Annotated in this window: 25 protein-coding genes; 11 read left to right on the top strand and 14 right to left on the bottom strand. The window is 73.5% G+C overall.

Annotated features, from left to right (window positions below):
* Positions 1-3: 3 nt before the first annotated feature.
* Complete coding sequence (locus tag MF672_RS10190) at positions 4-1,311, bottom strand: hypothetical protein (RefSeq protein ID WP_242375517.1); 1,308 nt, start codon at positions 1,309-1,311, stop codon at positions 4-6.
* A 175-nt stretch (positions 1,312-1,486) separates the two neighbouring features.
* On the opposite strand from MF672_RS10190, the gene MF672_RS10185 reads away from it, so the two are divergent.
* The 4 genes from MF672_RS10185 (at position 1,487) to MF672_RS10170 (ending at position 5,038) form a co-directional block, all read left to right on the top strand.
* Positions 1,487-2,155, top strand: a complete 669-nt coding sequence (locus MF672_RS10185; protein WP_242375518.1) for a TetR/AcrR family transcriptional regulator — start codon at positions 1,487-1,489, stop codon at positions 2,153-2,155.
* Positions 2,156-2,215: 60 nt separating this feature from the next.
* A complete protein-coding gene (locus tag MF672_RS10180; RefSeq protein WP_242375519.1) occupies positions 2,216-3,193 on the top strand; it encodes an LLM class F420-dependent oxidoreductase in 978 nt (325 codons plus the stop codon).
* Positions 3,186-4,625 (top strand): amidase, encoded by a 1,440-nt coding sequence (locus MF672_RS10175; protein WP_242375520.1) that lies wholly within the window; start codon positions 3,186-3,188, stop codon positions 4,623-4,625. The genes MF672_RS10180 and MF672_RS10175 overlap by 8 nt, the downstream gene beginning before the upstream one ends.
* Positions 4,626-4,690: 65 nt before the next feature.
* Entirely contained in the window at positions 4,691-5,038 is a 348-nt protein-coding gene (locus tag MF672_RS10170) for a YkvA family protein (RefSeq protein WP_247815215.1), read from the top strand.
* Between the two features lie 28 nt (positions 5,039-5,066).
* Here MF672_RS10170 and MF672_RS10165 read toward each other — a convergent pair whose 3' ends face one another.
* From MF672_RS10165 to MF672_RS10150, 4 genes are all read right to left on the bottom strand, one after another.
* Positions 5,067-6,263: an amidohydrolase family protein gene (locus MF672_RS10165; RefSeq protein ID WP_242375522.1), complete on the bottom strand. Its 1,197-nt coding sequence runs from the start codon at positions 6,261-6,263 to the stop codon at positions 5,067-5,069.
* A gap of 169 nt (positions 6,264-6,432) precedes the next feature.
* Positions 6,433-7,176 carry a tyrosine-protein phosphatase gene (locus tag MF672_RS10160; RefSeq protein WP_242375523.1) on the bottom strand — a complete coding sequence of 248 codons (744 nt, stop codon included), beginning with the start codon at positions 7,174-7,176 and terminating at the stop codon, positions 6,433-6,435.
* Between the two features lie 9 nt (positions 7,177-7,185).
* A complete protein-coding gene (locus MF672_RS10155) occupies positions 7,186-8,013 on the bottom strand; it encodes an SURF1 family cytochrome oxidase biogenesis protein (RefSeq protein ID WP_242375524.1) in 828 nt (275 codons plus the stop codon).
* A gap of 27 nt (positions 8,014-8,040) precedes the next feature.
* Positions 8,041-8,508: a winged helix-turn-helix transcriptional regulator gene (locus tag MF672_RS10150; protein ID WP_242375525.1), complete on the bottom strand. Its 468-nt coding sequence runs from the start codon at positions 8,506-8,508 to the stop codon at positions 8,041-8,043.
* A 59-nt stretch (positions 8,509-8,567) separates the two neighbouring features.
* Between MF672_RS10150 and MF672_RS10145 the strand changes: the two genes are divergently transcribed.
* The 3 genes from MF672_RS10145 to MF672_RS10135 all read left to right on the top strand — a co-directional run bounded on the left by MF672_RS10145 (position 8,568) and on the right by MF672_RS10135 (position 10,843).
* Positions 8,568-9,083, top strand: coding sequence for a GNAT family N-acetyltransferase (locus MF672_RS10145; RefSeq protein WP_242375526.1), 516 nt, complete (start codon positions 8,568-8,570; stop codon positions 9,081-9,083).
* Positions 9,080-9,676, top strand: coding sequence for a TetR/AcrR family transcriptional regulator (locus MF672_RS10140; protein ID WP_242375527.1), 597 nt, complete (start codon positions 9,080-9,082; stop codon positions 9,674-9,676). Before MF672_RS10145 ends, MF672_RS10140 begins: the two co-directional genes overlap by 4 nt.
* Positions 9,677-9,874: 198 nt before the next feature.
* Entirely contained in the window at positions 9,875-10,843 is a 969-nt protein-coding gene (locus MF672_RS10135; RefSeq protein WP_242375528.1) for a 2-hydroxyacid dehydrogenase, read from the top strand.
* A gap of 10 nt (positions 10,844-10,853) precedes the next feature.
* Here MF672_RS10135 and MF672_RS10130 read toward each other — a convergent pair whose 3' ends face one another.
* Positions 10,854-11,156 carry a hypothetical protein gene (locus MF672_RS10130; RefSeq protein ID WP_242375529.1) on the bottom strand — a complete coding sequence of 101 codons (303 nt, stop codon included), beginning with the start codon at positions 11,154-11,156 and terminating at the stop codon, positions 10,854-10,856.
* 152 nt (positions 11,157-11,308) lie between these two features.
* On the opposite strand from MF672_RS10130, the gene MF672_RS10125 reads away from it, so the two are divergent.
* The gene (locus MF672_RS10125; protein ID WP_242375530.1) at positions 11,309-12,715 is read left to right on the top strand and encodes a DUF7059 domain-containing protein; all 1,407 of its coding nucleotides are present in this window, start codon (positions 11,309-11,311) and stop codon (positions 12,713-12,715) included.
* 280 nt (positions 12,716-12,995) lie between these two features.
* Here MF672_RS10125 and MF672_RS10120 read toward each other — a convergent pair whose 3' ends face one another.
* The 3 genes from MF672_RS10120 to MF672_RS10110 all read right to left on the bottom strand — a co-directional run bounded on the left by MF672_RS10120 (position 12,996) and on the right by MF672_RS10110 (position 18,344).
* Positions 12,996-16,100: an AfsR/SARP family transcriptional regulator gene (locus tag MF672_RS10120; protein ID WP_242375531.1), complete on the bottom strand. Its 3,105-nt coding sequence runs from the start codon at positions 16,098-16,100 to the stop codon at positions 12,996-12,998.
* A 170-nt stretch (positions 16,101-16,270) separates the two neighbouring features.
* Entirely contained in the window at positions 16,271-16,915 is a 645-nt protein-coding gene (locus tag MF672_RS10115) for a GNAT family N-acetyltransferase (protein WP_242375532.1), read from the bottom strand.
* A 181-nt stretch (positions 16,916-17,096) separates the two neighbouring features.
* Positions 17,097-18,344: a pyridoxal phosphate-dependent aminotransferase gene (locus MF672_RS10110; protein ID WP_242375533.1), complete on the bottom strand. Its 1,248-nt coding sequence runs from the start codon at positions 18,342-18,344 to the stop codon at positions 17,097-17,099.
* 79 nt (positions 18,345-18,423) lie between these two features.
* Here MF672_RS10110 and MF672_RS10105 point away from each other — a divergent pair, with 79 nt between their 5' ends.
* The 3 genes from MF672_RS10105 to MF672_RS10095 all read left to right on the top strand — a co-directional run bounded on the left by MF672_RS10105 (position 18,424) and on the right by MF672_RS10095 (position 21,293).
* On the top strand, positions 18,424-19,455 hold the full coding sequence (locus MF672_RS10105) for a LysR family transcriptional regulator (protein WP_242375534.1): 1,032 nt from the start codon (positions 18,424-18,426) through the stop codon (positions 19,453-19,455).
* A 37-nt stretch (positions 19,456-19,492) separates the two neighbouring features.
* Complete coding sequence (gene rnhB / locus MF672_RS10100) at positions 19,493-20,164, top strand: ribonuclease HII (protein ID WP_242375535.1); 672 nt, start codon at positions 19,493-19,495, stop codon at positions 20,162-20,164.
* A gap of 79 nt (positions 20,165-20,243) precedes the next feature.
* Positions 20,244-21,293 carry an LLM class flavin-dependent oxidoreductase gene (locus tag MF672_RS10095; protein ID WP_242375536.1) on the top strand — a complete coding sequence of 350 codons (1,050 nt, stop codon included), beginning with the start codon at positions 20,244-20,246 and terminating at the stop codon, positions 21,291-21,293.
* On the opposite strand, the gene MF672_RS10090 is transcribed toward MF672_RS10095, so the two are convergent.
* From MF672_RS10090 to MF672_RS10070, 5 genes are all read right to left on the bottom strand, one after another.
* Positions 21,262-21,648, bottom strand: a complete 387-nt coding sequence (locus MF672_RS10090; protein WP_242375537.1) for an SCO5389 family protein — start codon at positions 21,646-21,648, stop codon at positions 21,262-21,264. The genes MF672_RS10095 and MF672_RS10090 overlap by 32 nt on opposite strands.
* An 85-nt stretch (positions 21,649-21,733) precedes the next feature.
* Positions 21,734-22,666 carry an ATP-binding protein gene (locus MF672_RS10085; RefSeq protein ID WP_242375538.1) on the bottom strand — a complete coding sequence of 311 codons (933 nt, stop codon included), beginning with the start codon at positions 22,664-22,666 and terminating at the stop codon, positions 21,734-21,736.
* Positions 22,667-22,793: 127 nt separating this feature from the next.
* On the bottom strand, positions 22,794-23,177 hold the full coding sequence (locus MF672_RS10080; protein ID WP_242375539.1) for an RrF2 family transcriptional regulator: 384 nt from the start codon (positions 23,175-23,177) through the stop codon (positions 22,794-22,796).
* A complete protein-coding gene (locus MF672_RS10075) occupies positions 23,177-24,034 on the bottom strand; it encodes an ABC transporter permease (protein ID WP_242375540.1) in 858 nt (285 codons plus the stop codon). The genes MF672_RS10080 and MF672_RS10075 overlap by 1 nt, the downstream gene beginning before the upstream one ends.
* The gene (locus MF672_RS10070; protein WP_242375541.1) at positions 24,024-24,812 is read right to left on the bottom strand and encodes an ABC transporter ATP-binding protein; all 789 of its coding nucleotides are present in this window, start codon (positions 24,810-24,812) and stop codon (positions 24,024-24,026) included. The genes MF672_RS10075 and MF672_RS10070 overlap by 11 nt, the downstream gene beginning before the upstream one ends.

The raw sequence follows: 24,812 nt of genomic DNA, 5'->3' as shown, positions 1-24,812 counted from the left end.
TGCTCACCGGAACAGGATGTCCCAGTGGTCGATCTCGTCGGCGAAGGTCGTGCCCGAGGCGGAGCGGTAGAGCCGGGCGCCGTCGCCGCGCACTCCTGACTTCTTGTGGTTCTTCGTGATGTAGTGGTCGATGCAGGAGTTGTGGCTGATGTCGAGCTTGTAGCCGTTGCCGTGGCTGAAGCGGCCGGGCGCGTGGCCTTCCTCCGTGCCGCCGGTGACCATGATCGGGCAGCGGCTCTCCTGCTTGAGCTGGATGATCCGGGCGACCGTGCCGGTGCGCACCTTGTCCAGCGACGTGCAGTGGTGCTGGTGCTTGCTCGCGCAGTTGCCGGTGGACTTGGTGCGCAGGCCCGCGCTCCTCAGCCAGCCGTTCGCGATGGCGTGGGACATGCGCACGGCCGCCTGGCGGGGCAGCACCCGCGTGAGGTCCACCCGGGCCTGCGGGCCGAGCACCCGGGCGCGGCCGTGGACGGCGTGCGGCCGGATCCGCGGCAGCCGCACCACGCCGGTGCGCACCGGGCTCTCCAGGGCCTTGACGACGGCGGCGCTGCGGAGCGTGCGGCCGCCGATGACGGCGCGGGTCGCGGAACGGATCACGGAAGGGGCGGAGCGCCGGGCGGCGTGGCCGCCGGGCTGCCTCGGCGCCCCGGCCTGAGCCCCGAGCCCCGTCCTGGTCCCCAGCTCGGTCCCGGCCCCGGCCGGAGTCCCGAGCTCAGCCCTGGTCCCGTTCTGAGTCCCGAGCCCCGTCCTGGTCCCGTTCTGAGTGCCGAGCTCGGCCCAGGCCCCGGCCTCAGTCCCGGCCCCGGTCCCCGGGCGGATCGAGCCCGCGCCGGACGAGCCCGCGCCGGACGAGCCGGCGCTGAACGACCGGGCTTCGGCCTGTGTCCCCGTCTGTGTCCCCGTCTGTGTCCCCGCCTGCTCTCCGGCCGGCGTGCCCGCCTGGTCGCCGGTCTCCTCGACGGTCCCGTCGGCGGTGAGCGGCCGCAGGGCGGCGGTGAGCGGCCGGACGAGGGTCGTCGCCGCGGCCTCAGGACGCGTGACGTCCCCGTGCGCGCTCCGGGCGCCGTCCAGGCGCACCTGCACGAGCAGGAGACGCTCGACGGCCGAGCGGTCCGCCCGGGGCCCCATCACGTCCGTGAGCCCCGCCAGGAAGGCGGCGCTCTCCGGCTGGGACGTCCCGTGGCGGAGTGCGGCCCCGGTCGTGCCGCCCGCGGCCGGCCTCCCTTCGGGGTGGGAAGCGGCGGAGGCGGCCGAGGCCAGCGCGATTATGGTGATCTCAATGCCGAGGAGCGCGACCACTGCGAGCCGCACTGTTCCACGTATCCACATGTCGATGCCTTTTTCGCGGAAATAGCCCTTCCGCCACAAACGACAATCCCACCATTCACCTGAGATAACTCGCGCCGCAGAGGCAACTTTGCCTTGTGGCGGTGATCACCGTGCGGCTTCATGACTGAACCGCGTTTCACGACGTAAAGTGACGAACGTGTCCGAAGCCCGAAACCGAGGAGCGGAGAGCACCCGAGAGGTCATCGTCGAGACGGCCTTGCGACTGTTCAGGGAGCGCGGCTTCGACAAGACCACGATGCGCGCCATCGCCGCCGAGGCCGGGGTGTCCGTGGGCAACGCCTACTACTACTTCGACAGCAAGGAGGCGTTGATCCAGGCGTATTACGACCGCGCCCAGGCCGAGCACGAGGCGGCCTGCCGGGAGTTCCTGGCCGGCGAGACGTCGTTCGCGGCGAGGCTGAGCGGGGTGCTGCGCGAGTGGGTCCGCGTCTCCGACCCGTACCACGAGTTCGCCGTGAAGTTCTTCAAGCACGCGGCCGAGCCGACGAACCCGCTGAGCCCGTTCAGCAAGCAGTCCTCGCCCGCCCGTGAGGCGTCCATCGCCCTCTACCGCGAGGTCGTCGAGGGCTCGCGGGACCGGATGAACGCCGAGCTGCGCGAGGAGCTGCCGGAGCTGCTGTGGCTGCTGTCCATGGGGATGGTGCTGTTCTGGGTGCACGACACCTCGCCGGGGTGCGCGCGGACGTACCGGCTGATCGAGGTGACGGTGCCGCTGGTGGACCGGCTGGTGGGGCTGTCGCACCTGCCGGGGCTGCGGGGCATCACCCAGGACTTCATCGCCGCCGTGCACGAGCTGCGCGCCTAGGGGGACATACCACCCGGTTGGTATGGTCGGCCTGTCGAACATCATTCTGGAGGCTGGCCGATGACGCAGAACTGGGGCATGACCATCCCCTTCTACGACCGATCGCTCGCGAGGTCCCGGGAGCTCGTCGCCGAGCTGCCCGGGCTCGGCTACACCGACGCCTGGTCCGCCGAGGTCAACGGGGTGGACGGGTTCACGCCCCTGGCCCTCGCCGCCGAATGGGCGCCGGGGGTGCGGCTGGGCAGCGCCATCGTGCCGGTCTCCACGCGCGGCCCCGGGCTGCTGGCGATGTCCGCGGCCACGGTCGCCGACCTCGCGCCCGGCCGGTTCGTGCTCGGCATCGGCGCCTCCTCCCCGGCGATCGTCGAGCGCTGGAACGCCGGCCGGTTCACCAAGCCCTACGCGCGCACCCGCGACACCCTCCGCTTCCTGAAGAAGGCGCTGGCGGGGGAGAAGGTGACCGAGGCGTACGAGACGTTCGAGATCAAGGGCTTCAAGCTCGAACGCGCGCCGAAGAACCCCCCGAAGATCGTGCTGGCCGCGCTGCGCCCGCGCATGCTGCGCCTGGCCGCCGAGGAGGCCGACGGCGCGATCACCAACTGGCTCTCGCCCGCCGACGTGCGCAAGGTGCGCGCCGAGATCGGCGAGGACACCGAGCTGATCGCCCGCCTGTTCGTGTGCGTCAGCGAGGACACCGACAAGGTGCGCGAGCTGGCCCGCTGGATGCTGGCGAGCTACCTGACCGTCCCCGTGTACGCCGCCTTCCACGACTGGCTCGGCCGCGGCGAGCTGCTGCGCCCCATGCACGAGGCGTGGGCGGCCGGCGACCGCCAGGCGGCGCTCAAGGCCATCCCCGACGAGGTGGTGGACGACCTCATCGTGCACGGCGACGCCGCGACCTGCCGCGCGAGGATCCGCGAGTACGTCGCCAACGGCCTGAACACCCCGGTCCTCGCCCCCATCCCGGGCGGCGAGGTGCCGATCGAGCAGGCCGTGCGCGACCTGTCGCCGAAGGCGGGGGAGGCCGATCGTGCATGAGGTCCTGCGGCTCGACGCGGTGGGCCAGGCCGAGGCGGTCAGGAGCGGCGCGGTGTCGCCGCGCGAGCTGGCCGAGGCCGCGATCGCCGCGATCGCGGCCCGCGACGGCGAGCTGAACGCGGTGGTCTTCCCGCGCTTCGAGCGGGCGCTGGCCGAGCTGGACGCGATCCCGCCCGGGGCGCCCTTCGCCGGGGTGCCGATCCTGCTGAAGGACCTGGGCTGGCGGCAGGCGGGCGAGCCGTACGCGGCCGGCTCGGCGGTCCGCGAGGGCGCGGAGGTCACCGAGGACGGCCACGGCGTGCGGCGGTTGCGCGAGGCCGGGTTCGTCGTGCTCGGGCGGACGAACACGCCCGAGTTCGGCAGCACGATCAGCACCGAGCCGGTCGCGTTCGGGCCGACCCGCAACCCGTACGACCCGGCGTACTCGGCGGGCGGCTCCAGCGGCGGCTCGGCCGCGGCCGTGGCGGCGGGCATGGTGGCGCTGGCCACCGCGAGCGACGGCGGCGGCTCCATCCGCATCCCCGCGTCCCTGTGCGGCCTCGTGGGGCTCAAGCCGTCGCGGGGCAGGGTCAGCCTGGGCCCGGCGCTCGGGGAGGGCTGGAGCGGCTTCTCGTGCCCGGGGTTCGTCACGAGGACCGTCCGCGACACCGCCGCCGCCCTGGACGTGGTCGCCGGGTACCATCCGGGCGACCCGTACGACGCGCCGCCGCTGCCCGGCCCGCTGGCCGCCGAGACCGGCCGCGACCCGGGCCGCCTGCGCATCGGCTTCCTCACCGCCCACCCGAGGGGCGACGTGCCCGAGGACCCCGAGCCGGCGGCGGCGGTGGGCGCGGCGGCGGCGCTGCTGGCCTCGCTCGGCCACGACGTGACGCCGGGCGGCCCCGAGGCGCTGGCCGACCCGGCCTTCGCCGGGCACTTCGGCGCGATCGTGGCCGAGAACCTGGCCGCCCAGGTGGACGGCCTCGGCGAGAGCCGCGGCAAGCCGGTCGAGCTGGACGAGCTGGAGCCGCGCAACGCCGCCATGGTGAGCCTCGCGCGCACCCGCACCGCCTCCGACCACATCCGCGCCACGCAGTGGGTGGACGCCTTCCGCCGGCGCATGGCCGCCTGGTGGAGCGCCGGCCACGACCTGCTGCTGATGCCGTCGCTCGGCGTCGCGCCGTTCCGGCTGGGCTGGATCCCGTCCGACGACCTCGGGCTCGCGCTCGGCCGGACGGGGCACGCCGTGGCGTTCACCTCGCCGGTCAACGCCACCGGGCAGCCCGCGATCTCCCTGCCGCTGCACCGGACGGCCGCCGGGCTGCCGGTGGGCGTGCAGCTCGTGGCCGCGTACGGCAGGGAGGACCTGCTGATCAGGGTGGCGGCCCAGGTCGAGCGGGCCCGGCCCGTCACGCACGACGCGATGGGGGGATCGGCGCGGGGCAAGGGCTGATCGTCAGGAACCTCTCACCCTCGCGTCGCGTTATATCGTGAAAAACCGGGGGTAGGGGGTTCGACATGATGGCTAAGGCAGCACGGGCAGCGGCGGCGTGGCGCACGTACCGCGAGGTGACCAAGCCTGGGTCGCCGGGTCTCATGACCAGGGTGCGCGCCATCCCGCGGATGGTCCGCGCGGTGATGCGCGGCGACTACGGCGGCATGGGCAAGGGCCGGCTCGGCCTCCTCGCCCTCGGCGTCGTCTACATTCTGTCCCCGATCGACATCGTCCCCGACTTCCTCACCCTCATCGGCGTCGCCGACGACTTCGGCGTGTTCCTCTGGCTGGCCGCGTCGCTGCTCGGCGAGAGCGGCCGCTACGTCGAGCACGAGCGCCGGGTCATCCTGGGCCACGCCGAAGAGGCCTAGCTCCGGAGAGGCCCAGCTCAGGAAGGGCTCAGATCTCCTCCATGCGCAGCCAGGCCCGCGACGGCAGCGGGTGCCCGAACAGGCGGGCCGCGTTGCCGTAGGCCACCCGGGCGATGTCCGCGGGCGGCAGCGGGCCGAGGTTGCGCGAGACGGCCTTCTGCGTGTCGGGCCAGGTGGAGTCGGAGTGCGGGTAGCCGCTCTCCTGGAGCACGTGGTCGAGGCCGACCGCGAGCCGCACCCCCGACAGGGCGTGGTCGTCGCGGGTGCCGAAGAAGAAGTTGCGGCGCAGCACCTCGCTCGGCTTGAGCCCGCCGTCCCAGGACGCCTCCCCGGCCACCGGGTGGTCGAGAGCGTAGTCGGCGCGCTCGGCCAGCAGCGGCAGCCAGCCCACGCCGCCCTCGACGATGAGCACGCGCAGCGCGGGGAAGCGCAGCGGCAGCCCCGACCACAACCAGTCGGCGCAGGCGAACATCGCCGTGGTGGGCATCAGCGTGGTGATCGCCTCGATCGGGGTGTCCGGCGAGGGCACCGGCGACCAGGAGGAGTCGCTGGTGTGCAGGCACACGACGGTGCCAGTCTCCTCGCAGGCGGCGAAGAACGGGTCCCAGTGGCCGGTGTGGATCGACGGCAGCCGCATCCGGTTGGGGAACTCGGGGAAGACCACGGCCTTGAAGCCGCGGGCGGCGTTGGCCCGGATCTCCTTGGCGGCCACGTCGGGGTCGGGCAGCCAAGGGAGCTGCAGGCCGATCATGCGCTCGGGGTAGGTGCCCGCCCAGACGTCGATGTGCCAGTCGTTCCACGCCCGCACGAGGGCGAGGCCGAGCTCCTGGTCGCGGGTGCGGGCGAACGGCATGCCGGCCTGCTGCGCCAGCATGCCGGGGAAGCACAGCGCGGCCCAGATGCCGGCCACGTCCATGTCCTGGACGCGGGCCTCGATGTCGTGGCAGCCGGGACGCATGTTCTCGAAGCGGACCGGGTCGAGGGTCCACTGCTCGCGCGGCAGGCCCGCGCCGACGTCGATGCCGGCGCACGGGTAGGTGGCGCCGCCGTAGCGCCAGACCTGGTGACCCGCCTCCGTCTCCACCACCTTGGGCGCGACGTCGGCGTACTTCTCCGGCAGCCGGCCCTCGAAGAGGTCGGGCGGCTCGATCAGGTGGTCGTCGGCGGAGATGATCACATAATCGCGCCGCCGGGGTTCGGGGTCGGGGAGCAGCGGCGTAGTCACGCAGGTAACCGTACGACGGCGGGATAACGTCGAACAAGCTGCGACGTATCCGTTGGATATCCGACGGATTGGAACCCCGGGATCGCCGGGAGGGGGATGGCTGGCGATCCCGGGTGTTCGAGGGTCCGCCGTCGGCGAGGGTACTGCTCATGCGGACCCCGGCGCGCCACTACCCCTCCGGCGCGCTTTCAGTCAGCAGATGCCGGCGCAACTCGCCGATCGCGTCGGGAGAAAGGCCGATGACCTGCGTGACGTACCGCTCGGGTGAGCCGTGCCGGGCGGACAGATCGGTGAGGAAGTGGCGCATCGCCTCGGCGGGGGCGAGGCCGAAGCCCGGCCACATGGGCGCCTCGGGGTGCCGGCGGCGCCAGTCGGCGACGAAGCGCTCGGTGGCGAGCCCGGTGAGGGCGTAGTCGGCGACGATGTCGTCCTCGCTCACCCCGGCCAGCGCCAGCACCAGCGCGGCCAGCACGCCGGTGCGGTCCTTCCCGGCCGCGCAGTGGATCACCACCGGGGCGTTGCCCGCCTCGGCGATGGTCTCCAGCGCCGTCCTGAGGTTGGCGACGCCGTCCTCGCTGACCTCGAGGTAGCGGTCGGCCAGGTAGCGGGCCACGCCCAGGGCGTCGCTGTAGGCGGCGACGTCCCAGCGGCGGCCCTCGATGGGCAGGTTGTGGTAGCTCTGGCCCTCGCTCTCCGGCACCCGCCCCATCTTCTCCACCTCGAACGGGTGCCGCAGGTCGATGACGGTGCGCACGCGCAGCGCGCGGAAGGCGGGCAGGTCGTCGCCGGCGAGCCAGCCGAGCGAGTCGGCGCGGTAGAGCCGCTGCCACTGGACGGCGCGGCCGTCGGCGGTGCGGTATCCGCCCATGTCGCGGAAGTTGCAGAGGTTGGCGAACTCGATGTGCCGGATCACGCCCTTACATTACGTCGCCGGGGTCTGGGCCTCCTCGGCGGCGGCGGGAGCGGCGGGCCGCGCCTTGACCCGCAGCTCGGCGGCCTCGCGCCGCATGAGCAGGATCCAGCCGCCGATCGCGATGCCGATGAACAGCCACCACTGGAAGGCGTAGGCCAGGTTGAGCCCGCCGCCGGCGCCCACGTCGGGCTCGGGGACGGGAGCGGGCGCCGGGGTGGCGGCCGGTTGCTGGGCGATGAGCTCGACGTACCCGTCCAGCACCCGGTACGGCAGCCGCCGGCCGATCGCGCCGGCGTCGATGAGCAGCACCTGGCCGGGCGGCAGCCCGGAGACCTCGCGGAGGCCGGCCGACTCCTCGGTCTCGCTCGGCCGTAGCCGGCCGGTGACAGTTACCTGACCGGTGGGCGGCGGCGGGACGGCGGGCGGGGTGTCGGCGGTGGCGCCGGCCGGGACCCAGCCGCGGTTGACCAGCACGGCGGTGCCGCCGGCGGTGACGAGCGGGGTCAGGACGTAGAAGCCGGGGCGGCCCTCCTGCGGGCGGCGCCGGACGACGAGCGCGTGCGCGGTGTCGTACGAGCCGGCCACGGTGACGCGGCGGAACCGGTCGTCCTCGCTGACCTTCCCGCCCGGCGCGGCCAGCTTCTCCAGCGGCACCGGCGGGGCCTCGATGTTGGCGGTGACCCGCTCGCTGTTGGCCGACCGCTCCTCGAAGCGCCCGTACTGCCAGCGCCCGAGCAGGACGAAGGCGGGGATGACGAGCAGCACCACCAGGGTGAGCCCGAGCCATCGGGGCGTCAGCAGGAACCGGTACACGCTCTCCAGGGTAGGCACCCGCACCGGTGCCCCCGTACGCGCCTCGCCTGGTCAGGCGCTCCTGACCCGGGCGCCCTGGCCGGGCAGCGGGGTGACCTCGCGCGGGCCGGCCACCTCGTGGCCGTCGGCGCAGCGGAAGTGCAGCTCGATGGGGGCGCCGCAGTCGCGGTGGGTGAGCAGCACGGGCGGGCCCTCCTCGCCCGCGAGGTACTTGTCGCCCCAGTGCATGAGCGCGACCAGCAGTGGATAGAGGTCGCGGCCCTTGTCGGTGAGGCGGTACTCGTCGCGCTGGCGCTGGCCGGGCTCGCGATAGGGCTCCTTGCGCAGCAACCCCTCCTCGACCAGCCGGGCCAGGCGGGCGCTGAGCACCTGGCGGGGGGCGCCGGTGACGGCCTGCATGTCGGCGAAGCGCCGCACGCCGCTGAACGCCTCACGCAGCACCAGGAAGGTCCACTTCTCCCCGACGATGTCCAGGGTGCGCTCGATCGAGCAGTTGTCCACCCGGAAGGGAACGTTCATCTTTGCATTATACCTGAGTTCGATTGACAGACTCAGGGGTCGAGGAGCAGGCTGGGTTCATGCATCAGACTCAGATCAGGCCCGTCCGCCCGGAGGACGAGGAGCGGATCAGGCACTTCCTGTGCGGGCTGTCGCTGCACACGAAGACGCTGAGGTTCTTCTCCGGGTACGCCCAGCCGGCGGCGAGCCTGGTCCGCGCGATGATCGCGCTCGACGAGCGGCGTGACGCGCTGGTGGCCACCACGCCGGACGGCGAGGTCGTCGGGCACGGCATGAGCTACCGGGGCGGCCTCGCCGACGTCGAGGTCGCGGTGGTGGTGACCGACCGCTGGCAGGGCCTCGGCCTCGGCCCGCGGCTGATCAACGCGCTGGTGCTGCGGGCCGCCGTCCGGGGCGCGCGGACGGTGGCGGCCGACGTGATGGGGGAGAACCGGCGTATGTTACGCCTGGTGCGTAGGATGTGGCCGGACGCCCGGATGACGGTGAGTTCGGGTGCTGTCGAAGTGACCGCTATGATCGATCAGGCGGTGCTATTTGCGGAACAAGGTTCTGGTGCCACACCATTGACAGCGTGAAGAGTGCCAAGAACGGACGCGACGGCCGGACCCGCATCATCGAGGGCGCCCTCCGCCGCTTCAGCCAGGACGGGGTCTCGGCCACGACGCTGGCCAGCCTCCGCGAGGAGAGCGGCGTAAGCGTCGGCAGCTTCTACCACCACTTCGCCAGCAAGGAACACGTCTTCGGCGTCCTGTACGCCGAGATCCTCGACGCCTACCAGGAGGCGTTCCTCGCCGAGCTGACGCGGCACGAGGAGGCGCGCGACGGCATCGAGGCCGTGGTCGCCTTCCACATGCGCTGGGCCGGCGAGCACCCGGAGCGCGCCCGGCTGTTCATCAGCGAGCGCCCGCCGCGCAAGCAGGAGCCGGGCGGCGTGGAGGTGGCCGAGGCCCGCCGCGCCTTCTTCCGCCAGGTCTCCGACTGGTGGCGGCCGCACATGAAGAACGGGCTGCTCCAGCCGGTCCATCCGACCATGTGTTACGTGTTGTGGCTGGGCCCGGCGCAGGAGATGTGCCGGTTGTGGTTCGCGGGGGCGCACACGCCCACCGAGGAGGAGATCAAGGGCCTGGGCGAGGCCGCGTGGCACAGCCTCCGCCAGCCGGCCGGGTGACCCGGGCGTGAGGCCGCCGCGGCGCCGCTGTGACGCCGGCGACGTGGGGCGGGCCAGGAGGCTGCCGGGAGTCCGCGCGAGCGGATCGGGTGCCCGTGCGCCAGCCCCCGCGAGCGACAAGGGGGTTGCCTGACGGGCTCTGATGCCTGCGCGGGGAGCGATGAATTGAGCACGGTCTGTGGTGTTATTGTCCTGAATGTGAACAGACCTCGGGCTCTGGTGCTGCCCGCCATGCCGGAGAGCGCGCTCGCCCGCCTGCGCGAGGTGGCCGAGCTGACCGAGGTTCCGCCGCGCCCCAGCCTCGGGTTCACCGACGACCGGCTGGCCGACCTGGTCGTGGCGACCGGCGCCACCGTGCTCGTCACCGACGGGGACCAGGTGCGCGCCTCCGTCCTCGACCTGGACCTGCGCGTCGTGGCCGTCCTCGGCCAGCCCTCCAGCGTCGACCTGGCCCTCGCCGCCGAGCGCGGGGTCACCGTGCTGCACGCCCGCGACCGCGACCCCGACGCGGTGGCCGAGCTGACGCTGGCGCTGATGCTCGCGGTCAGCAGGCACATCGTCACGGCCGACAGGGAGGTCCGCAGGGGCCGCCCGTACCACGGGAGGGTGCCGCCCGCCCAGCGCCACCGCGGGCGCCGGCTCACCGGCCGCACGCTCGGCATCGTCGGGCTCGGCCGCACCGGCCGGGCCATGCGCTGGCGCTGCGAGGGCATCGGCATGCGGGTGATCGCCTGCGACCCGCGCGACCCCGAGGCCACGCACGCCTTCCCCGACCTGCTCGCCGAGTCGGACGTGGTCTCGCTGCACGTGCCGCTGACCGACGAGACCCGCGGCCTGTTCGGCTACGCCGAGTTCGGCGCGATGCGACCGGGCGCGATCTACCTCAACACCTCGCGTGGCGCGCTCCACGACCTGACGGCCCTGGTCGAGGCGCTGCGCCAGGGCCAGGTGGGCGGCGCCGGGCTCGACCACTTCGAGGGCGAGTGGCTGGACGCCTCCCACCCCCTGATCCGGCTGCCGAACGTCGTGCTGACGCCCCGGCTCGGCGCGGCCACCGGGGAGTCGCGGGAGGAGCTGGCCGAGGCGCTGGTCGCCGACCTCGAACGGGTGCTGCGCGGCGACGACCCGGACGGCTGGGCCGTGCCGCTGGCGGCCGAGCCCGCCTGATCCCGCCCGCTCAGGCCGGCTGGCGCAGCCGCGTGGGGACGCGCCAGCTGGAGCGGTCCAAGGAAATGTCGAGCCGCAGGTCGCCACGATGACGCCGCAGGCCGGGCACGCGCAGCCGGTCGTGCACGTCGAACCGCCCCCGGTGCGGGTAGCCGAAGCCCAGCTCGCCGGGCAGCACCCGCAGGTCGTCGCGATTGCCGCAGCGCGGGCACGTCCAGGAGACGAGGTCCAGGCCGCGGTTGTAGTCGGAGCAGGCGCTGAAGTACTCGTCGGGCCCGAAGCGGGACTCGCAGGCCAAGCAAGGGATCAGCATGGGTCCACTCCTCGGGATGTCGTGCCGTGCACCCCTAGAGATACCGTGTCCCACTTATCCGCCGCTTGCAGTTCACTTGGGTATCTAAGTAACAGTATGGGCACTGTCGGTATCAGATCATGCGCGAGCGTCCGCGGTGAAAGGATGGACGCGTGGAACGACTGCGCCATCATCTGCTCGAGACCGACTACACGATCGACGGCGTACGCGAACGACTGGGCAGCATGGCCGCCTCGGCCCTGGCCCGCGAGGAGCTGGTCCCCGCCCTGCGGGCGACCGCCGACGGCGACCCCCTCGCCGTCCTGATCAGGCTGTGGTGGCTCGGCGTGCCCGTCCCGGCCGCGGCCGTGGCCCCGGAGGTCGCGCGGTCCGGGCTGGTCGAGGAGACCGGCGACGGCGAGATCCGGGCCACCGTGCACCTGCAGCCGTGGGAGACCGGCGGCTACCTGGTCTCCGACCGCAAAGTGCGGCCCGGCGACCCGCCGCTGCGGCCCGACCACGTCGTGGGGGCCGGCGGGGCCTCGGCCAACCTGGCCCAGCTCGTCACCCGCCGGCCCGTGGGCAGCGCGCTCGACCTCGGCACCGGCTGCGGCGTACAAGTGCTGCACCTGGCCGGGCGGGCCGGGCGGATCGTCGCCACCGACCTCAACCCGCGCGCCCTGGAGCTGGCCCGGCTGAGCTGGGCGCTGTCCGGCGTCGAGGGCGTGGAGGCGCGGGCCGGCTCGATGTACGACCCGGTCGGCGACGAGCGGTTCGACCTGATCGTGAGCAACCCGCCGTTCGTCATCGCCCCCGGCGACGGCGGCGAGCTGACCTACCGCGAGTCGGGGCAGGCCGGCGACTCCTTCTGCCGCGAGCTGGTGCGCGGCACCCCCGCCCGGCTCAACCCGGGCGGCCAGGCCCACTTCCTGGCCAACTGGCTGCACGTCGAGGGCGAGGACTGGCACGACCGGGTGGGCGGCTGGCTGCGCGAGACCGGCTGCGACGGCTGGGTGGTGCAGCGCGACGTCCAGGACCCGGCCGAGTACGTCGAGCTGTGGCTGAGGGACGCCGCCCAGCAGGGCACCGCCCGCTACACCGAGCTCTACGACCGCTGGCTCGGCTGGTTCGACGACAACAAGGTCGAGGGGATCGGCTTCGGCTGGATCAGCCTGCGCGCGTCCGGCAGCCTCGACCCCGTCGTCCGGGTCGAGCACCTCGACCACCAGGTGGCGCTCCCCGTCGGCGACTACGTGGACGACGTGCTCGACGCGATCGCCGCCGCGCACCGGGCGCAGGGCCTCGACGCGGCCCGGCTGCGCACCGCCGACGGCCTGCTCGACGAGCGCATCGGCCTGCCCGGCGCCGAGGACCCGATCCGCATCGTGCTGCGCCAGACCCAGGGGCTGCGGCGCAGCAGGGAGGTCGGCACGGTGGAGGCCGCGCTGGCCGGGGTGTGCGACGGCGAGCTGGCGCTCGGCCCGCTGCTCAACGTCATCGCCGAGCTGGTCGGACAGGGTGAGATGCCCGACGCCGACGCCATCCGGCCGCTCATAGCGGAGGGTTATTTCCTGCTTTAATCCGCCGTTGATTGGACGTTGACCCCGGTCGTGAAGAGTGTGACGCACGACACGGACCTGGGGGGTTCGAGGGCCGTGTCGGAGTCCGGCCGGTCGTCTGATCAGTGAGGCGGCTGGCCACCGCGCGGAGCATCCGGATGACCGGGCCCCCTAGCGACGCGCGGTGGCGAGGATGACCGGCCGGGCTGCTCATCAGCTCCGATCGAGAGCGCGATCGTGAATGCCGAGGACAGCCTTGATCAACCATGTGTGGATGACACGTCTGGACGACGAGCTGTACTCAGGTCTCGACGACACCGCTGACCGCGGCACCGGTCATGGGGCCGGTCATGGGGTCGGTCAGAGCGACGGTGTCGAGCAGGACCTTGAGGTCGCCGGCCTCGGGGGCGCCGAGCCGCGAGAAGATGTCGAACGCCCGTCGTAGGCAGTCGACGCTCCGCGCCGTGCTGCCGAGCCCGCGCAGGGCCTTGCCGAGCACGGTCAGCGACAGCGCCTCGCCGTACGGGTGGCCGATCTCCCTGGAGACGACGAGCGCCTGCTCGGCGTGGCGGACCGCCTCCGGGTACCGCTCGGCGGCGATGAACGTCTCCGCCAGCCGCGAGCACACCCGCTGCTCCCAGACCCGCTGCTTGCTGGCCCGGAAGAAGGCCAGGCACTCGGCGTGGTGGTGCACGGCCTCGGTGAGCCGGCCGACCCTGCTGAGGACGATGCCCAGGTGGTAGCGGGCCCGCGCGGTGCCGGCGCCGCTGCCCATCTCGGTGAAGATGGCCAGGCCCTTCTCGGCGGCGGCGATGGCGTCCTCGGGGTGGCCGAGGCCCAGGTGGTCGCGGGCGGAGTAGCTGAGCACCAGCGCCTCGCCGGCCGGCACGCCGTTCTCCCGGTACCAGGCCATCGCGGCCTCGAACAGGGTCAGCGCCTCGGCGTGGCGGCGCTGCCTGCCGACGACCACGGCCAGGGCGTTGAGCACCTCGCCGGTGACGACCTTCTCGCCGCGCTCGGCCGACAGCTCGCGCACCCGCCGGAACTGCTCCTCGGCCTCGCGCAGCCGGTTGGCGGCGAACAGCACCCGGCCCAGCACGTAGCGGGAGCGCAGCTCGCTGCCCCGGTCGCCGAGCTTGAGCGCGGCGGCCAGCACGGCCCTGGTGCCCTGGTCGAACTCGCGGGTGTGGGTGCCGGACTCCAGCAGCGGCTCCATGGCCACCAGCAGGTCGCCGGCGGGCAGCAGCTGCTCGCCGGTGCGGGAGGAGTCGGCGGCCTGGCCGATGGCGGCGAACAACGAGTCGCCCTCGGCGATCAGCCACGCCACGGCCTCGTCCACCGTCGTGAACGTGCGTCCGCTGCCGACCACCACGAGGTTGTCGGCGATGGCGCTGCCCTCGTAGGCCAGCCGGTGCGCCGACTGGGCGGAGGCCAGGTAGAAGCCGAGCAGCCGGCGCAGCGCGAGCGCCTTGGCCTGGGGGCGCTCGCTCTTGTCCAGCTCGCGCCGGGCGAACAGCTTGAGCAGGTCGTGGAAGCGGTAGCGGCCGGGGCCGGGGGCCTCCAGCAGGCTCGCGTCCACCAGCGACTCCAGCACCTCCTCGGCCTCGAACGCGCTCAGCGCGAGCACGGCCGCGGCGGCGCCGGAGGAGACGTCGGGCCCGTTGGGCAGCGACAGCAGCCGGAACGCGCGGGCCTGCTCGGCGGTGAGCTGGCTGTAGCCGAGCGCGAAGGTGGCCTCGACGGCCAGGGTGCCGACCCGCATCTCGTCGAGCCGGCGTTGCTCGTCGGCCAGGCGCGGCACCAGCGAGGCGACCGTCCAGGACGGGCGGGCGGCCAGCCGGGCGGCCACGATGCGGACCGCGAGCGGCAGGAAGCCGCAGGCGGCGACGACGTCCATGGCCGCGCCGTGCTCGGCGGCCACCCGTTCGGGCCCGGCGACGGCGGCGAACAGCGACAGGGCCTCGTCCGGCTCCATCACGTCGAGGTCGACCAGCCGGGCGCCGGGCAGGTCGGCCAGCTTGACCCGGCTGGTGACGATCGTGGCGCAGCCAGGCGAGCCGGGCAGCAGCGGGCTGACCTGCTCGGCGTCGCGGGCGTTGTCGAGCAGCACGAGGATGCGGCGCTCGGCCAGGATCGAGCGGTAGAGCGCCGAGCGCTCGGGCAGGCCGTCGGGGATGACGTCGGGCGGGATGCCGAGGGCGCGCAGGAAGCCGCCGAGCGCGGACTCGGGCGCGGTGGTGCCGTCGGTGTAGCCGCGCAGGTCGGCGTAGAGCTGGCCGTCGGGGAAGACCTCGTCGACCTGGTGGGCGACGTGCACGGCGAGGGTGGTCTTGCCGACGCCGCCGATGCCGGAGATCGCGACCATCGGCACGCCGTCGGCGGAGGCCGTGGACAGCAGCGTGCGCAGCCGGCCGGCGACCTCCTTGCGGCCGGTGAAGTCGGTGACGGCGGCGGGGAGCTGGGCGGGGCGCGGCAGCTCGGGCGGGGCGGGCTGGTCGTCGTCGGCTGGCTCGGGCGCCGGCTCGTCGGGACGCCCGGCGGCCCCATGAGCGGGGGCGGCGGAGGGCCCGGCGGCGGTTCCGGTGGCGGGCGCCGCCGGCTCGGCGGGGGCCGGGGGCGGCGCGAGCGTGGGGTCGGCGGCCAGGATGCGCTGGTGCAGCGCAGCCAGCTCGGGGCCGGGCTCGATGCCCAGCTCGTCGATCAGCGCCTCGCGGGTCTCGGTGAAGACGTTGAGCGCGTCGCCCTGCCGGCCGCAGCGGTAGAGGGCCAGCATGAGCTGGGCGCGCAGGCGCTCGCGCAGCGGGTGGTCGGCGGTGAGCGCGATCAGCTCGGAGACGACGGCGGCGTGGTCGCCGAGTTCGAGGTCGACGTCCATCAGGGTCTCGACGACGCTGAGGCGGCGCTCGGCCAGGCGGTCGCGCTGGTGCTCGGCGTACGGGCCGACGGTGCCGGCCAGCGGCTCGCCCTCGAACAGGGCGAGCGCGGCGCGCAGGCCCTCGGCGGCCTCGCGCGGGCGGCCGGCCTTGCGCGCGGCCTCGGCGGCGGCGATGCGGCGCTCGAAGCGGGTGAGGTCGAGGGCGTCGTCGGGCAGGCGCAGCGCGTAGCCGCGGCCGATGGAGGTCAGCAGCTCGGGACGGGAGCGGGCGGGCCGGTCGGGTTCGAGCACGGTGCGGAGGCGGGAGACGTAGGTGCGCAGGGCGCCGAGGGCCCGTGGCGGCGCGTCCTCGCCCCAGACCGCGTCGATCATCTCGTTGGGCGTGACCGCGCGGCCCTCGCGCAGCAGCAGCATCCCGAGGATGGACCGCTGCAGCGGGGTGCCCAGGTCGAGTTCCCGGCCGTCACGCCACGCGCGGACAGGACCGAGCACGGCGAACCACAGCCCGCCCTCACCGCTCTGACCAGCCATGCCGTCTGTCTCCCAGCCAATGGAACGTTTTGTGACCAAATGATAGATCCATGCTCGCTCGTCACCTAGATCCAGATCGGGTGTTGAGCATGCGGTCAGACAGAGCCGGGACAGACCGGGAAAAATACCGGCCCCGCCCGAAGGAGGGCGGGGCCGTGGTGAACGGGGACTCAGGCTGCCTCGAACAGTCCCATCCGTGCGATCAGGCGCTCACGCACGAGCGGCCATTCGCAGTTCAGGATCGAGTAGAACGCGGTATCTCGGACCGTGTTGTCGGCGCCTCGGCTGTCCGCTCGCCGCACCCCGTCGAAGTGTGCGCCGAGGGCCTCGATGGCGGCCCGGGACTTGGTGTTGCGTACGTCTGCCTTCAACGTGATGCGATGGACGTCCCAGGTCTCGAAGGCGTGCGAGAGCATGAGGAACTTGCTCTCCCGGTTGACTCCCGTGCCCTGGGCGCTCGCGCCCAGCCAGGTGTAACCGATGTCCGCCACGGACGGGATGTCGCCCACCGCGCCGCGCGTGCCCGGAGGCCAGGGCATGGGGCCCTGCCAGTACTCCAGGTGCATGAGACGGGTGGCACCGACCACGCGGTCGGTGTTCAGCCACCGGATGGCGAAGGGCATCGAACGGCCCTCCGCCTGCTCAGCCATGGCGGCCTCCACATAGGAGACCATCTCGTCCCGACCGTTCGGGACCCGAGTGAAGGCGTACGTGGCACGGTCTTCACTCGCCGCGGCGACCAGGTCATCGACCGCCGCGAGGCTGAGAGGCTCCAGGCGCACGAGGCGCCCGGACAAGGTGACAAGAGCGGGCATGTGCACATGATGGGGGGTGCGATGGGTGCATGTGACCAGGCCGGCGGGAAGATCTTTTAGGGGGTTCGGCCGGCAGGGTGTTCTCGCAGGTCAAAGGCCCCTTTTGGGGGACGGTCAACCTCCCCTTGGGAAAAGATTCGCCTAACCGTGACATCCCGTCGGGACGGCGGCCGGGCGGGGTTCACCCGGGCTGCCGGAGGCGGCCGCCGGCGAGCCCGTCCAGGCCGCGGGCGAGGTGGTCGAGGCTGTCCGCGATCCACGGCAGCCGGAGCGGGTCCTCGCTGGTCAGCGCGGTCAGGCGCTGCTCGGGGGTGGTGCCGTAGAGCAGGCTGACGGCCACGCGCACGCGGGCCGCCGCCGGGTCGTCGCCGAAGGCGTGCCCGGGCAGGACGCCGATGCCGTGCTCCTCCAGCAGCAGCTTGGTGATCTCGGCCGAGCCGCCGCGGCCGAGGTGGCCGAGGTCCGGATAGAGGTAGAAGCCGCCCTGCGGCTCCGGCGTCAGCGCCCCCGCGGCGGTGAAGCTCCGGTGGACCGCCCGCGCGACCGCGCCGTGCAGCCGCCGGCTGAGCGCGACGCGCTCCACCAGCTCCTCCGGCTCGCCGAAGGCGTAGGCCGCGGCCTCCTGCACGGGGGCGGCGGGCGCCGACCAGATCTCGCTCGCCACCGCCAGCAGCTTCCTGCGCAGCTCGTGCGCCCCGGCGGGCAGCCGGGCCACGCCGATCCGCCAGCCGCCGAGGGCGAGGCTCTTGCTGAGGCCGGTGGTGACGACCGTGCGCTCGGGCGCGAGGTCGGCGGGCGAGGTGTACGGCAGGGCCGGGTCGTGGACCACGTCGCGGTAGATCTCGTCCGAGATGATCGTCAGGTCCAGCTCCCTGGCGACCGCCACCAGGCGGGCGACGACCTCGGGCGGGGCCAGCCGTCCTGTCGGGTTGTCCGGCAGCGTCACCAGCACGGAGCTGACCGTCCTGCCCGCCGCCCGGGCCGCGCGCACGGCCTCGGCCACCAGGTCCGGGTCGGGCGCGCCGCCCTCTCCTGGTGGTGCGGGCACCAGGAGGGGGCGGGATCCGACGAGGTCGGCCTGCGCCGCGTAGCTCACCCAGCTCGGCATGGGCAGCACGATGTCGCCGCCGAGCGCCAGCAGCAGGCCGTAGAGCAGCGACTTGCTGCCCGGCCCGCAGACCACCGTCTCGGGATCGGTGGGGAGGCCGCGCCGGCTCCAGTAGCCCGCCGCCGACTCCCGCAACGCCTCCGCGCCCGCGACCGGCCCGTAGCCGTTGCGTCCGGAGGCGGCTGCCAGCCTGTCGCGGAGCGCCGGGTGGACGGGCAGCCCGGCCTCGCCGAAGGCGAGATGAAGCACGCGTTCCCCGGCGCGTCGTCTTCGTTCGATGTCCTCGTTGGCCGCCAAAGTGGCGGACAAGGTAACCGTCATGCTTGTCACGTTCCCAGCGTGGTTGGATGAAGGCATCAGCACAAGCGAGGCTTTTCGTGGGTAGGCGTAAGGAAGTCCGATGCTTGAATTGCGGCGATTGGTCCTGATTTGCGAGTTCGCTCGCCGGGGCAGCATCGCGGGCGCCGCCGCCTCGCTCGGCTACAGCCCGTCGGCCGTCTCGCAGCAGCTCCAGGCGCTCGAACGGGAGGCCGGCACCGCGCTCATCGACCGCACCGCGCGCAGCGCCGAGCTCACCGACGCGGGCCGCCGCCTGGTCGCGCACGCCGAGCGCATCCTGTCCATGGTGGAGGAGGCCGAGTCCGACCTGTCGGCGCACGCCGGCACCCCGTCGGGACGGGTCACGGTGACCGCGTTCCCGACGGCGGCGGTGGCCTTCGCGCCCGCGCTGGCCCGCTCGCTGCGCCGGCACACCGGCCTCACACTGCGGCTCGGCCAGGCCCGCTCCGGTCGCGGCATGCGCGAGGTGCAGTCGGGCGAGGTGGACATCGCCCTGGTGGACGACTGGTACGGGCGCGTCCGCGACAGCGAGAGCCTGCGCGTCTTCCCGCTGCTGCGCGACCCGCTGGTGCTGGTGGTGCCGCGCAAGCACCGCCTGGCCGACCCGCTCGTCCCGGTCGACCTGCGGGAGCTGCGCGACGAGGCGTGGATGGCGACGCCCGACGGCGAGCCGTCACGCCTGGCCGTGGACCGGCTGCTGGTGGACGTCGGCGGCACCCGGCCCACGCCGTGGGAGTTCGAGGGCCTCGGCACCATCCTGTCGCTGGTCGCCAAGGGCATCGGCATCGCGGCCGTGCCCGCGCTGGCGCTGGCCGCGGGCGTGCGCGGGCTGGCCGTGCGGCCCATCCCGGGCAACCCCGTCGGCCGGGACGTGCACGCCGTCGCCCGCGGCTCCAGCGTGCACCGGCCGTCGGTGTCGGTGACGCTGCGGGCCGTCCACGTGGCCGCCCGCTACCTCGCCGCCGACCTGGAGCCGGTGCGGGCGGCCGAGCGGCGGCCGCTCGACGGCGTCCCCCTCGACGGCGTCCCTCTCGACGGCGTCCCTCTGGACGGGTCCTTCGACAGCCACCTCGGCAGCCCGCTCGGGGAGTGATCCCGCGGCACCGGGGGAGGCGGTAGCGTCTGCTGTCATGGCGCCGACGTACGAGATCGAGCAGCTCTTGCTCGCCCAGCCGAGCGTCCGCACGGTCGCCGGCGTCGACGAGGTCGGCCGGGGCGCCTGGGCGGGCCCCGTCACCGTCTGCGCGGTCGTCACCGACCTGTCCGCGCCCCCGGCCGGCCTGACCGACTCCAAGCAGCTCACCCCGGCCCGGCGCGGCCCGCTCGCCGCCGAGCTGGCCGCGTGGGCGGCGGGCGCCGCCTTCGGCGAGGCCACGCACGAGGAGATCGACGCGCTCGGCATGACCGAGGCGCTGCGCCGGGCCGCCCGCCGCGCGCTGGAGGCGCTGCCGGTCCGCCCCGACGCGGTGATCCTGGACGGCAAGCACGACTACATCGGCGCCCCCTGGCCGGTGCGGCTGGAGGTCAAGGGGGACGCCGCCAGCGTGTCGGTGGCGGCGGCGTCGGTGCTGGCCAAGGTGCGGCGCGACGCCTACATGGCGACGCTCGGCTGCGACGAGTACGGCTTCGCCGACAACGCCGGCTACCCCTCGCCCCTGCACCAGGAGGCCCTGGCCCGGCTCGGCCCCACCGCCCACCACCGGCTGTCCTGGTCCTACCTCGACGACCTGCCGCGCTGGCGGCACCTCAAGCTGCACCGCGACCCGCTGGCGGGCGAGGGCCAGGCCGCGCTCTTCGGCTAGCCACGCCCCGGTCGGCCCGAATACCGACAAAGCGCCCTCGACCTGCGGCGGTCCCGGCCGATCGGCCATCATCGGTCGGGTGCGGATAGGCGTGTTTCTCGTCGCGGCGCAGTTCCCCGGCCAGGAGGCCGGGCGGGTGCTGGCCGACACGGTGGAGCTGGTCGTGGCGGCCGAGCGGGCGGGGTTCGACGACGCGTGGGTGGCCGAGCACCACTTCATGTCCTACGGCGTCTGCCCGTCGGCGACCACGCTGATGGCGGTCGCCGCGGGCCGCACCACGCGCATCGGGCTCGGCACGGCGGTGAGCGTGCTGTCCACGCAGCACCCGGTGGCGCTGGCCGAGCAGGCGGCGATGCTGCACCACCTGTCCGGCAGGCGGTTCACGCTCGGCGTGGGGCGGGGCGGCCCATGGGTGGACCTGGAGGTGTTCGGCACCGGCCTGGAGCGCTACGAGCGCGGCTTCCCCGAGTCGCTGGACCTGCTGCTGGCCGCGCTCTCGGCGGAGCGGGTGGCCGCCGAGGGCGAGTTCTTCCGCTTCCGCGAGGTCCGCGTGGTGCCGCGCGCGCCGCTGCGGCCCGTGGTGGCCTGCACGTCGCCGGGCACCGTCGCGCTGGCCGCCGCGCGCGACCTGCCGATGCTGCTCGGCCTGCACGTCGGCGACGAGGAGAAGGCGGCCGCGGTCGCCGCCTACCGGGCGGGCGGCGGGCGCGCGGTAGGGCACGTGGCGGCGGCCGTCGGGCACGTCGCCGACACCACCGCCGAGGCGGTGCGCGAGCTGAAGGAGGCGATGCCGCGCTGGCTCGGGCCCGGGCTCGCGGGCTACCGGCCGGTGGACGGCCGGCCGCGTCCGTCGCGCGACGTCGGCGACTACGTGGACCTGCTCACCCGCATCCACCCGGTCGGCTCGCCCGCGCACTGCGCCGCGACGATCCTGCGCACCGCGGAGCGCACCGGGATCGGGCACGTCATCCTGCTGGTCGAGGGCGGCGGCGGGCACCGGCGCGCGCTGGAGAACGTCCGGCGGCTCGGCGCGGAGGTGCTGCCCCTGGTGCGGAGCGCCGGCGGGCCGGGCAGGGCCGGCCCGCCGGACGGGGACCTCAGCAGTCCACCAGCTCCGGTTTCTGGTTGAGGATCTGTGCCCTCGGGGTGACGAAGTCGGCCAGGGCGGCCGTCGCCGACGGGTCGAAGACGGCGACCCGGTGGCAGTTCTGGAAGGCCAGCCGCACCCCGAAGTGACGCTCCAGCGCGCCGCGCATCGAGTCGCTCGCCAGGCAGCGCAGGAGCTGGCCGCGGGCCTCCTCGGACGGCGGCGGCACCTGGTTGTCGGCGAAGTCGGCCCCGCTGTGCTCACGCTGCTTGACCAGCTCGCTGATCAGCGACCACGCGTAGGGCAGGGAGTCGCGCACGCACGCGACGAAGGCGGCGTCGTCGACGTCACCGGCCCTGGCCTGGTCGAGCAGATCGTTCGGAACGGTCAGCGACATGCTTTCTCCTCTCGAAAGGGGTCATCAATGACGCTAGGTTGAAAAATGGTGACTCTCCAGATACCTGGCGGGCACAGTGTCATGGTCATCGCGGGCCATAGACGAAGCCCGGATCGACCTGTCCGGCCAGGTCGAGGCCGGTGCGCTCGTTCGCCCACGCGAGGGCGTTGCGCAGGTGGAACTCGACCGTCTGGCGGCCGAAGCGCTCCCAGTCCTTCTCCCGCTCGTCGAGCGTCTTGCGCAGCAGGCTGAGCGCGTCGGCGTTGGCCGGCTCCAGGTCGTCGAGGGTGAAGTGGCGGCCCTGCTCCATCGCGCGCACGGCGGCGGAGTGCTCCATCCAGGTGAGCAGGTCGCCGCCCGCCTGCTCGCGCAGGAACGCGACGTCGGACGGGCCGTGCACCTTGTTGCCGACCACGGCGAGGGCCACGTCGTACTTCGCGGCGTACTCGCGGTACTGGCGGTAGACGCTGACGCCCTGGCGGGTGGGCTCGGCGACGAGGAAGGTCAGGTCGAAGCGGGTGAACAGGCCGGAGGCGAAGGAGTCGGCGCCGGCGGTCATGTCCACGACGACGTACTCGCCCGGGCCGTCCACGAGGTGGTTGAGCAGCAGCTCGACCGCGCCGACCTTGGAGTGGTAGCAGGAGACGCCGAGGTCGTCCTCGCTGAAGGGGCCGGTGGCCAGCAGGCGGAGGCCGTCGGGAGTGGTCAGCCCGTACGGGTCGGCGGCGAGGTCGTCGAAGCTCAGCAGCCGGGAGCCGCGCCCCGGCGGGGTGGTCTTGACCATGGCCGCCGCGGACGGGATGCGCGGGTTGTCGCCGCGCAGGCGGTCCTTGATCTCGGTGAGGTGGGCGCCGAGCGGCTCGGGCTGCCGGTCGAGGCCGAGGACGAGGGCCAGGTGCTGGTTGATGTCGGCGTCCACGGCGACCACCGGTGCGCCCTGGCTCGCCAGGTGTCTGGCGAACAGCGCCGACATCGTCGTCTTGCCGCTGCCGCCCTTGCCGACGAAGGCCACTCTCACGCGTGCTCCAGGTGAGGATGAAAATCGTTGTCATTCCGTCGGCATCATCATGCCACAACGACGACCGGCGCACGGTGGGTTCGGGCAGGGGGGTTCGGGCCGGGTGGGTTCGGGCCGGGTGGGACGGTCAGCGCTCGACGATCTGGGCGAAGGTGATCTCGGCGAGCAGGCGCTCCTCGTGCTCGCGCAGGGCCGTCCACACCTCCGCCAGCGGCTTGGCCACGCCGGGATAGCCGCCGCGTTCCTGGTACTCCGGCTTGCCCTCGACGACGAGCACGACGTCGGCCAGCGTGATCTCCTCGGGCGGCCGGGCCAGCCAGTAGCCGCCCTCGGGGCCGCGCAGGCTGTGGATCAGCCCGGCCCGCCGGAGCTGGAGCAGGATGTTGTCGAGGAACCTCCGCGGGATGTTCTGCGCCGCGGCGATGCGTTCGGCCGGAACCGGTCCGGGCGGTGCGGCGGCCAGCTCGCTGACCGCCCGCAGCGCGTAGTCGGTTCTCGCGGAGACGCGCATCACGCCTGGTCGAGACCCCAGCGGCGGCGCAGCGCGCCGTCGGCCGCCTCGAAGAGCAGGTCGATGACGATGCCGATGGCCAAGATCACGATCATGGTGCCGATCAGGCCCGGCGAGTCCGACACCTCGCGGGCGTAGGCGAGCTGCTCGCCCAGCGAGGACTGGTAGGCGATGATCACCAGCAGCTCGCCCGCCATGAGCGAGCGCCAGGCGAAGGCCCATCCCTGCTTCAGCCCCGCGAGGAACGACGGCAGCGACGCCGGCAGGATGACGTGCCGGTAGAGGCTCAGCCGCCGGAACCCGAGCACGTGCCCGGCCCGCAGCAGCAGCGGCGGCGTGTAGTCCACGCCGGTGATCAGCCCGTTGGCGATGGACGGCGCCGCCCCCAGGATCACCACGAACGTGATCGCGCTCTCGGTCAGCCCGAACAGCAGGATCGCGAACGGGAACCAGGCGATCGACGGCATCGTCTGCAGCCCGGTGATGAGCGCCCCGAACGCCGCCCGCAGCACCTTCACCCGCGACACCGCCGCGCCGACCAGCAGCCCGACCAGCACCGCGAGCGCGAACCCGGTGAACGCCCGCCGCATGGTCGTGGCGATCGCCCGGTAGAAGTCGGCCTCGCCGAACCGCTTGGCCATGGCCTGGAACGTCTCCACCGGCCCGGCGAAGACGTACTCGGGCCAGCGCCCGCTCATCACGACGAGCTGCCAGGCCACCAGCACCAGCGCGACCGCCGTCAGCATCGGCCAGGTGCGCGCCCACGCCCGCGCCGCGAACCCGGCCCGCCGCTCGCCGCCCAGCTCCAGCGCGTCCAGCCCGGCGAGCCGCTGGGCGTGCTGCGTGTCAACGGCCATGCCGCGCGACCTCCTCCTTCAGCCGGTCGGTGATCCTCGCGGCGAGCGTGGCGACCTCGGCCGAGTCGGTGCGGCGGGGCCGCGCCAGCTCGACGGGGAACTCCTCCACGACCCGTCCGGGCCGGCTGCTCAGCAGCACGACCCGGTCGCCGAGCCGGACGGCCTCGCGCACGTTGTGAGTGACGAACAACACCGACAGCGACCGCTCGCGCCAGATGCGCTCCAGCTCGTCGTGCAGCAGGTCGCGGGTCATCGCGTCGAGCGCGCCGAACGGCTCGTCCATGAGCAGCACCGCCGAGCCCTCCGAGGACGACGACTGGGCGAGCGCGCGGGCCAGCGCCACCCGCTGGCGCATGCCGCCGGACAGCTCGTGCGGGCGCTTGCCGCCGAACCCGCCCAGGTGCACCAGCTCCAGGAACTCCGCCGCCCTGGCCCTGCGCTCGGCCTTGGGCACGCCGCCGGCGCGGAAGGCCAGCTCGACGTTGGCCCCGACGGTCAGCCACGGGAACAACGCCGGGTCCTGGAACATCATCGCGACCTTGTGGCCGTTGGTGGAGATCTGTCCCGTGCTCGGCCGGTCGAGGCCGGCGACCAGCGACAGCAGCGTGCTCTTGCCGCAGCCGGAGGCCCCGAGCAGGCAGACGAACTCGCCGGGCCCCACCTCCAGCGACACCTGGTCCAGCGCGAGCAGCGCGTTCCTGCCGTGGCCGTAGGTCTTCGAGACGGTCTCCAGGCGGACCGCGGTCCCGCCGTCGAGCTGCGTGGTGGTGGTGGTCAT

Origin of the sequence: Actinomadura luzonensis, from assembly GCF_022664455.2 — a bacterium.
Taxonomy (GTDB): domain Bacteria; phylum Actinomycetota; class Actinomycetes; order Streptosporangiales; family Streptosporangiaceae; genus Nonomuraea; species Nonomuraea luzonensis.
The sequence above is the reverse complement of the archived record's forward strand: the minus strand, read 5'-3'. Positions and strand labels throughout refer to the sequence as shown.

Bases quoted from the DNA above. Each gene is read 5' to 3' on its own strand.
- MF672_RS10150 (WP_242375525.1), bottom strand. From the start codon at position 8,508: ATGAACGTTCCCTTCCGGGTGGACAACTGCTCGATCGAGCGCACCCTG.
- MF672_RS10180 (WP_242375519.1), top strand. From the start codon at position 2,216: ATGACGCAGAACTGGGGCATGACCATCCCCTTCTACGACCGATCGCTC.
- rnhB (WP_242375535.1), top strand. From the start codon at position 19,493: ATGGCGCCGACGTACGAGATCGAGCAGCTCTTGCTCGCCCAGCCGAGC.
- MF672_RS10145 (WP_242375526.1), top strand. From the start codon at position 8,568: ATGCATCAGACTCAGATCAGGCCCGTCCGCCCGGAGGACGAGGAGCGG.
- MF672_RS10170 (WP_247815215.1), top strand. From the start codon at position 4,691: ATGATGGCTAAGGCAGCACGGGCAGCGGCGGCGTGGCGCACGTACCGC.
- MF672_RS10120 (WP_242375531.1), bottom strand. From the start codon at position 16,100: ATGGCTGGTCAGAGCGGTGAGGGCGGGCTGTGGTTCGCCGTGCTCGGT.
- MF672_RS10110 (WP_242375533.1), bottom strand. From the start codon at position 18,344: ATGACGGTTACCTTGTCCGCCACTTTGGCGGCCAACGAGGACATCGAA.
- MF672_RS10090 (WP_242375537.1), bottom strand. From the start codon at position 21,648: ATGTCGCTGACCGTTCCGAACGATCTGCTCGACCAGGCCAGGGCCGGT.
- MF672_RS10115 (WP_242375532.1), bottom strand. From the start codon at position 16,915: ATGCCCGCTCTTGTCACCTTGTCCGGGCGCCTCGTGCGCCTGGAGCCT.
- MF672_RS10130 (WP_242375529.1), bottom strand. From the start codon at position 11,156: ATGCTGATCCCTTGCTTGGCCTGCGAGTCCCGCTTCGGGCCCGACGAG.
- MF672_RS10075 (WP_242375540.1), bottom strand. From the start codon at position 24,034: ATGGCCGTTGACACGCAGCACGCCCAGCGGCTCGCCGGGCTGGACGCG.
- MF672_RS10080 (WP_242375539.1), bottom strand. From the start codon at position 23,177: ATGCGCGTCTCCGCGAGAACCGACTACGCGCTGCGGGCGGTCAGCGAG.
- MF672_RS10070 (WP_242375541.1), bottom strand. From the start codon at position 24,812: ATGACCACCACCACCACGCAGCTCGACGGCGGGACCGCGGTCCGCCTG.
- MF672_RS10105 (WP_242375534.1), top strand. From the start codon at position 18,424: ATGCTTGAATTGCGGCGATTGGTCCTGATTTGCGAGTTCGCTCGCCGG.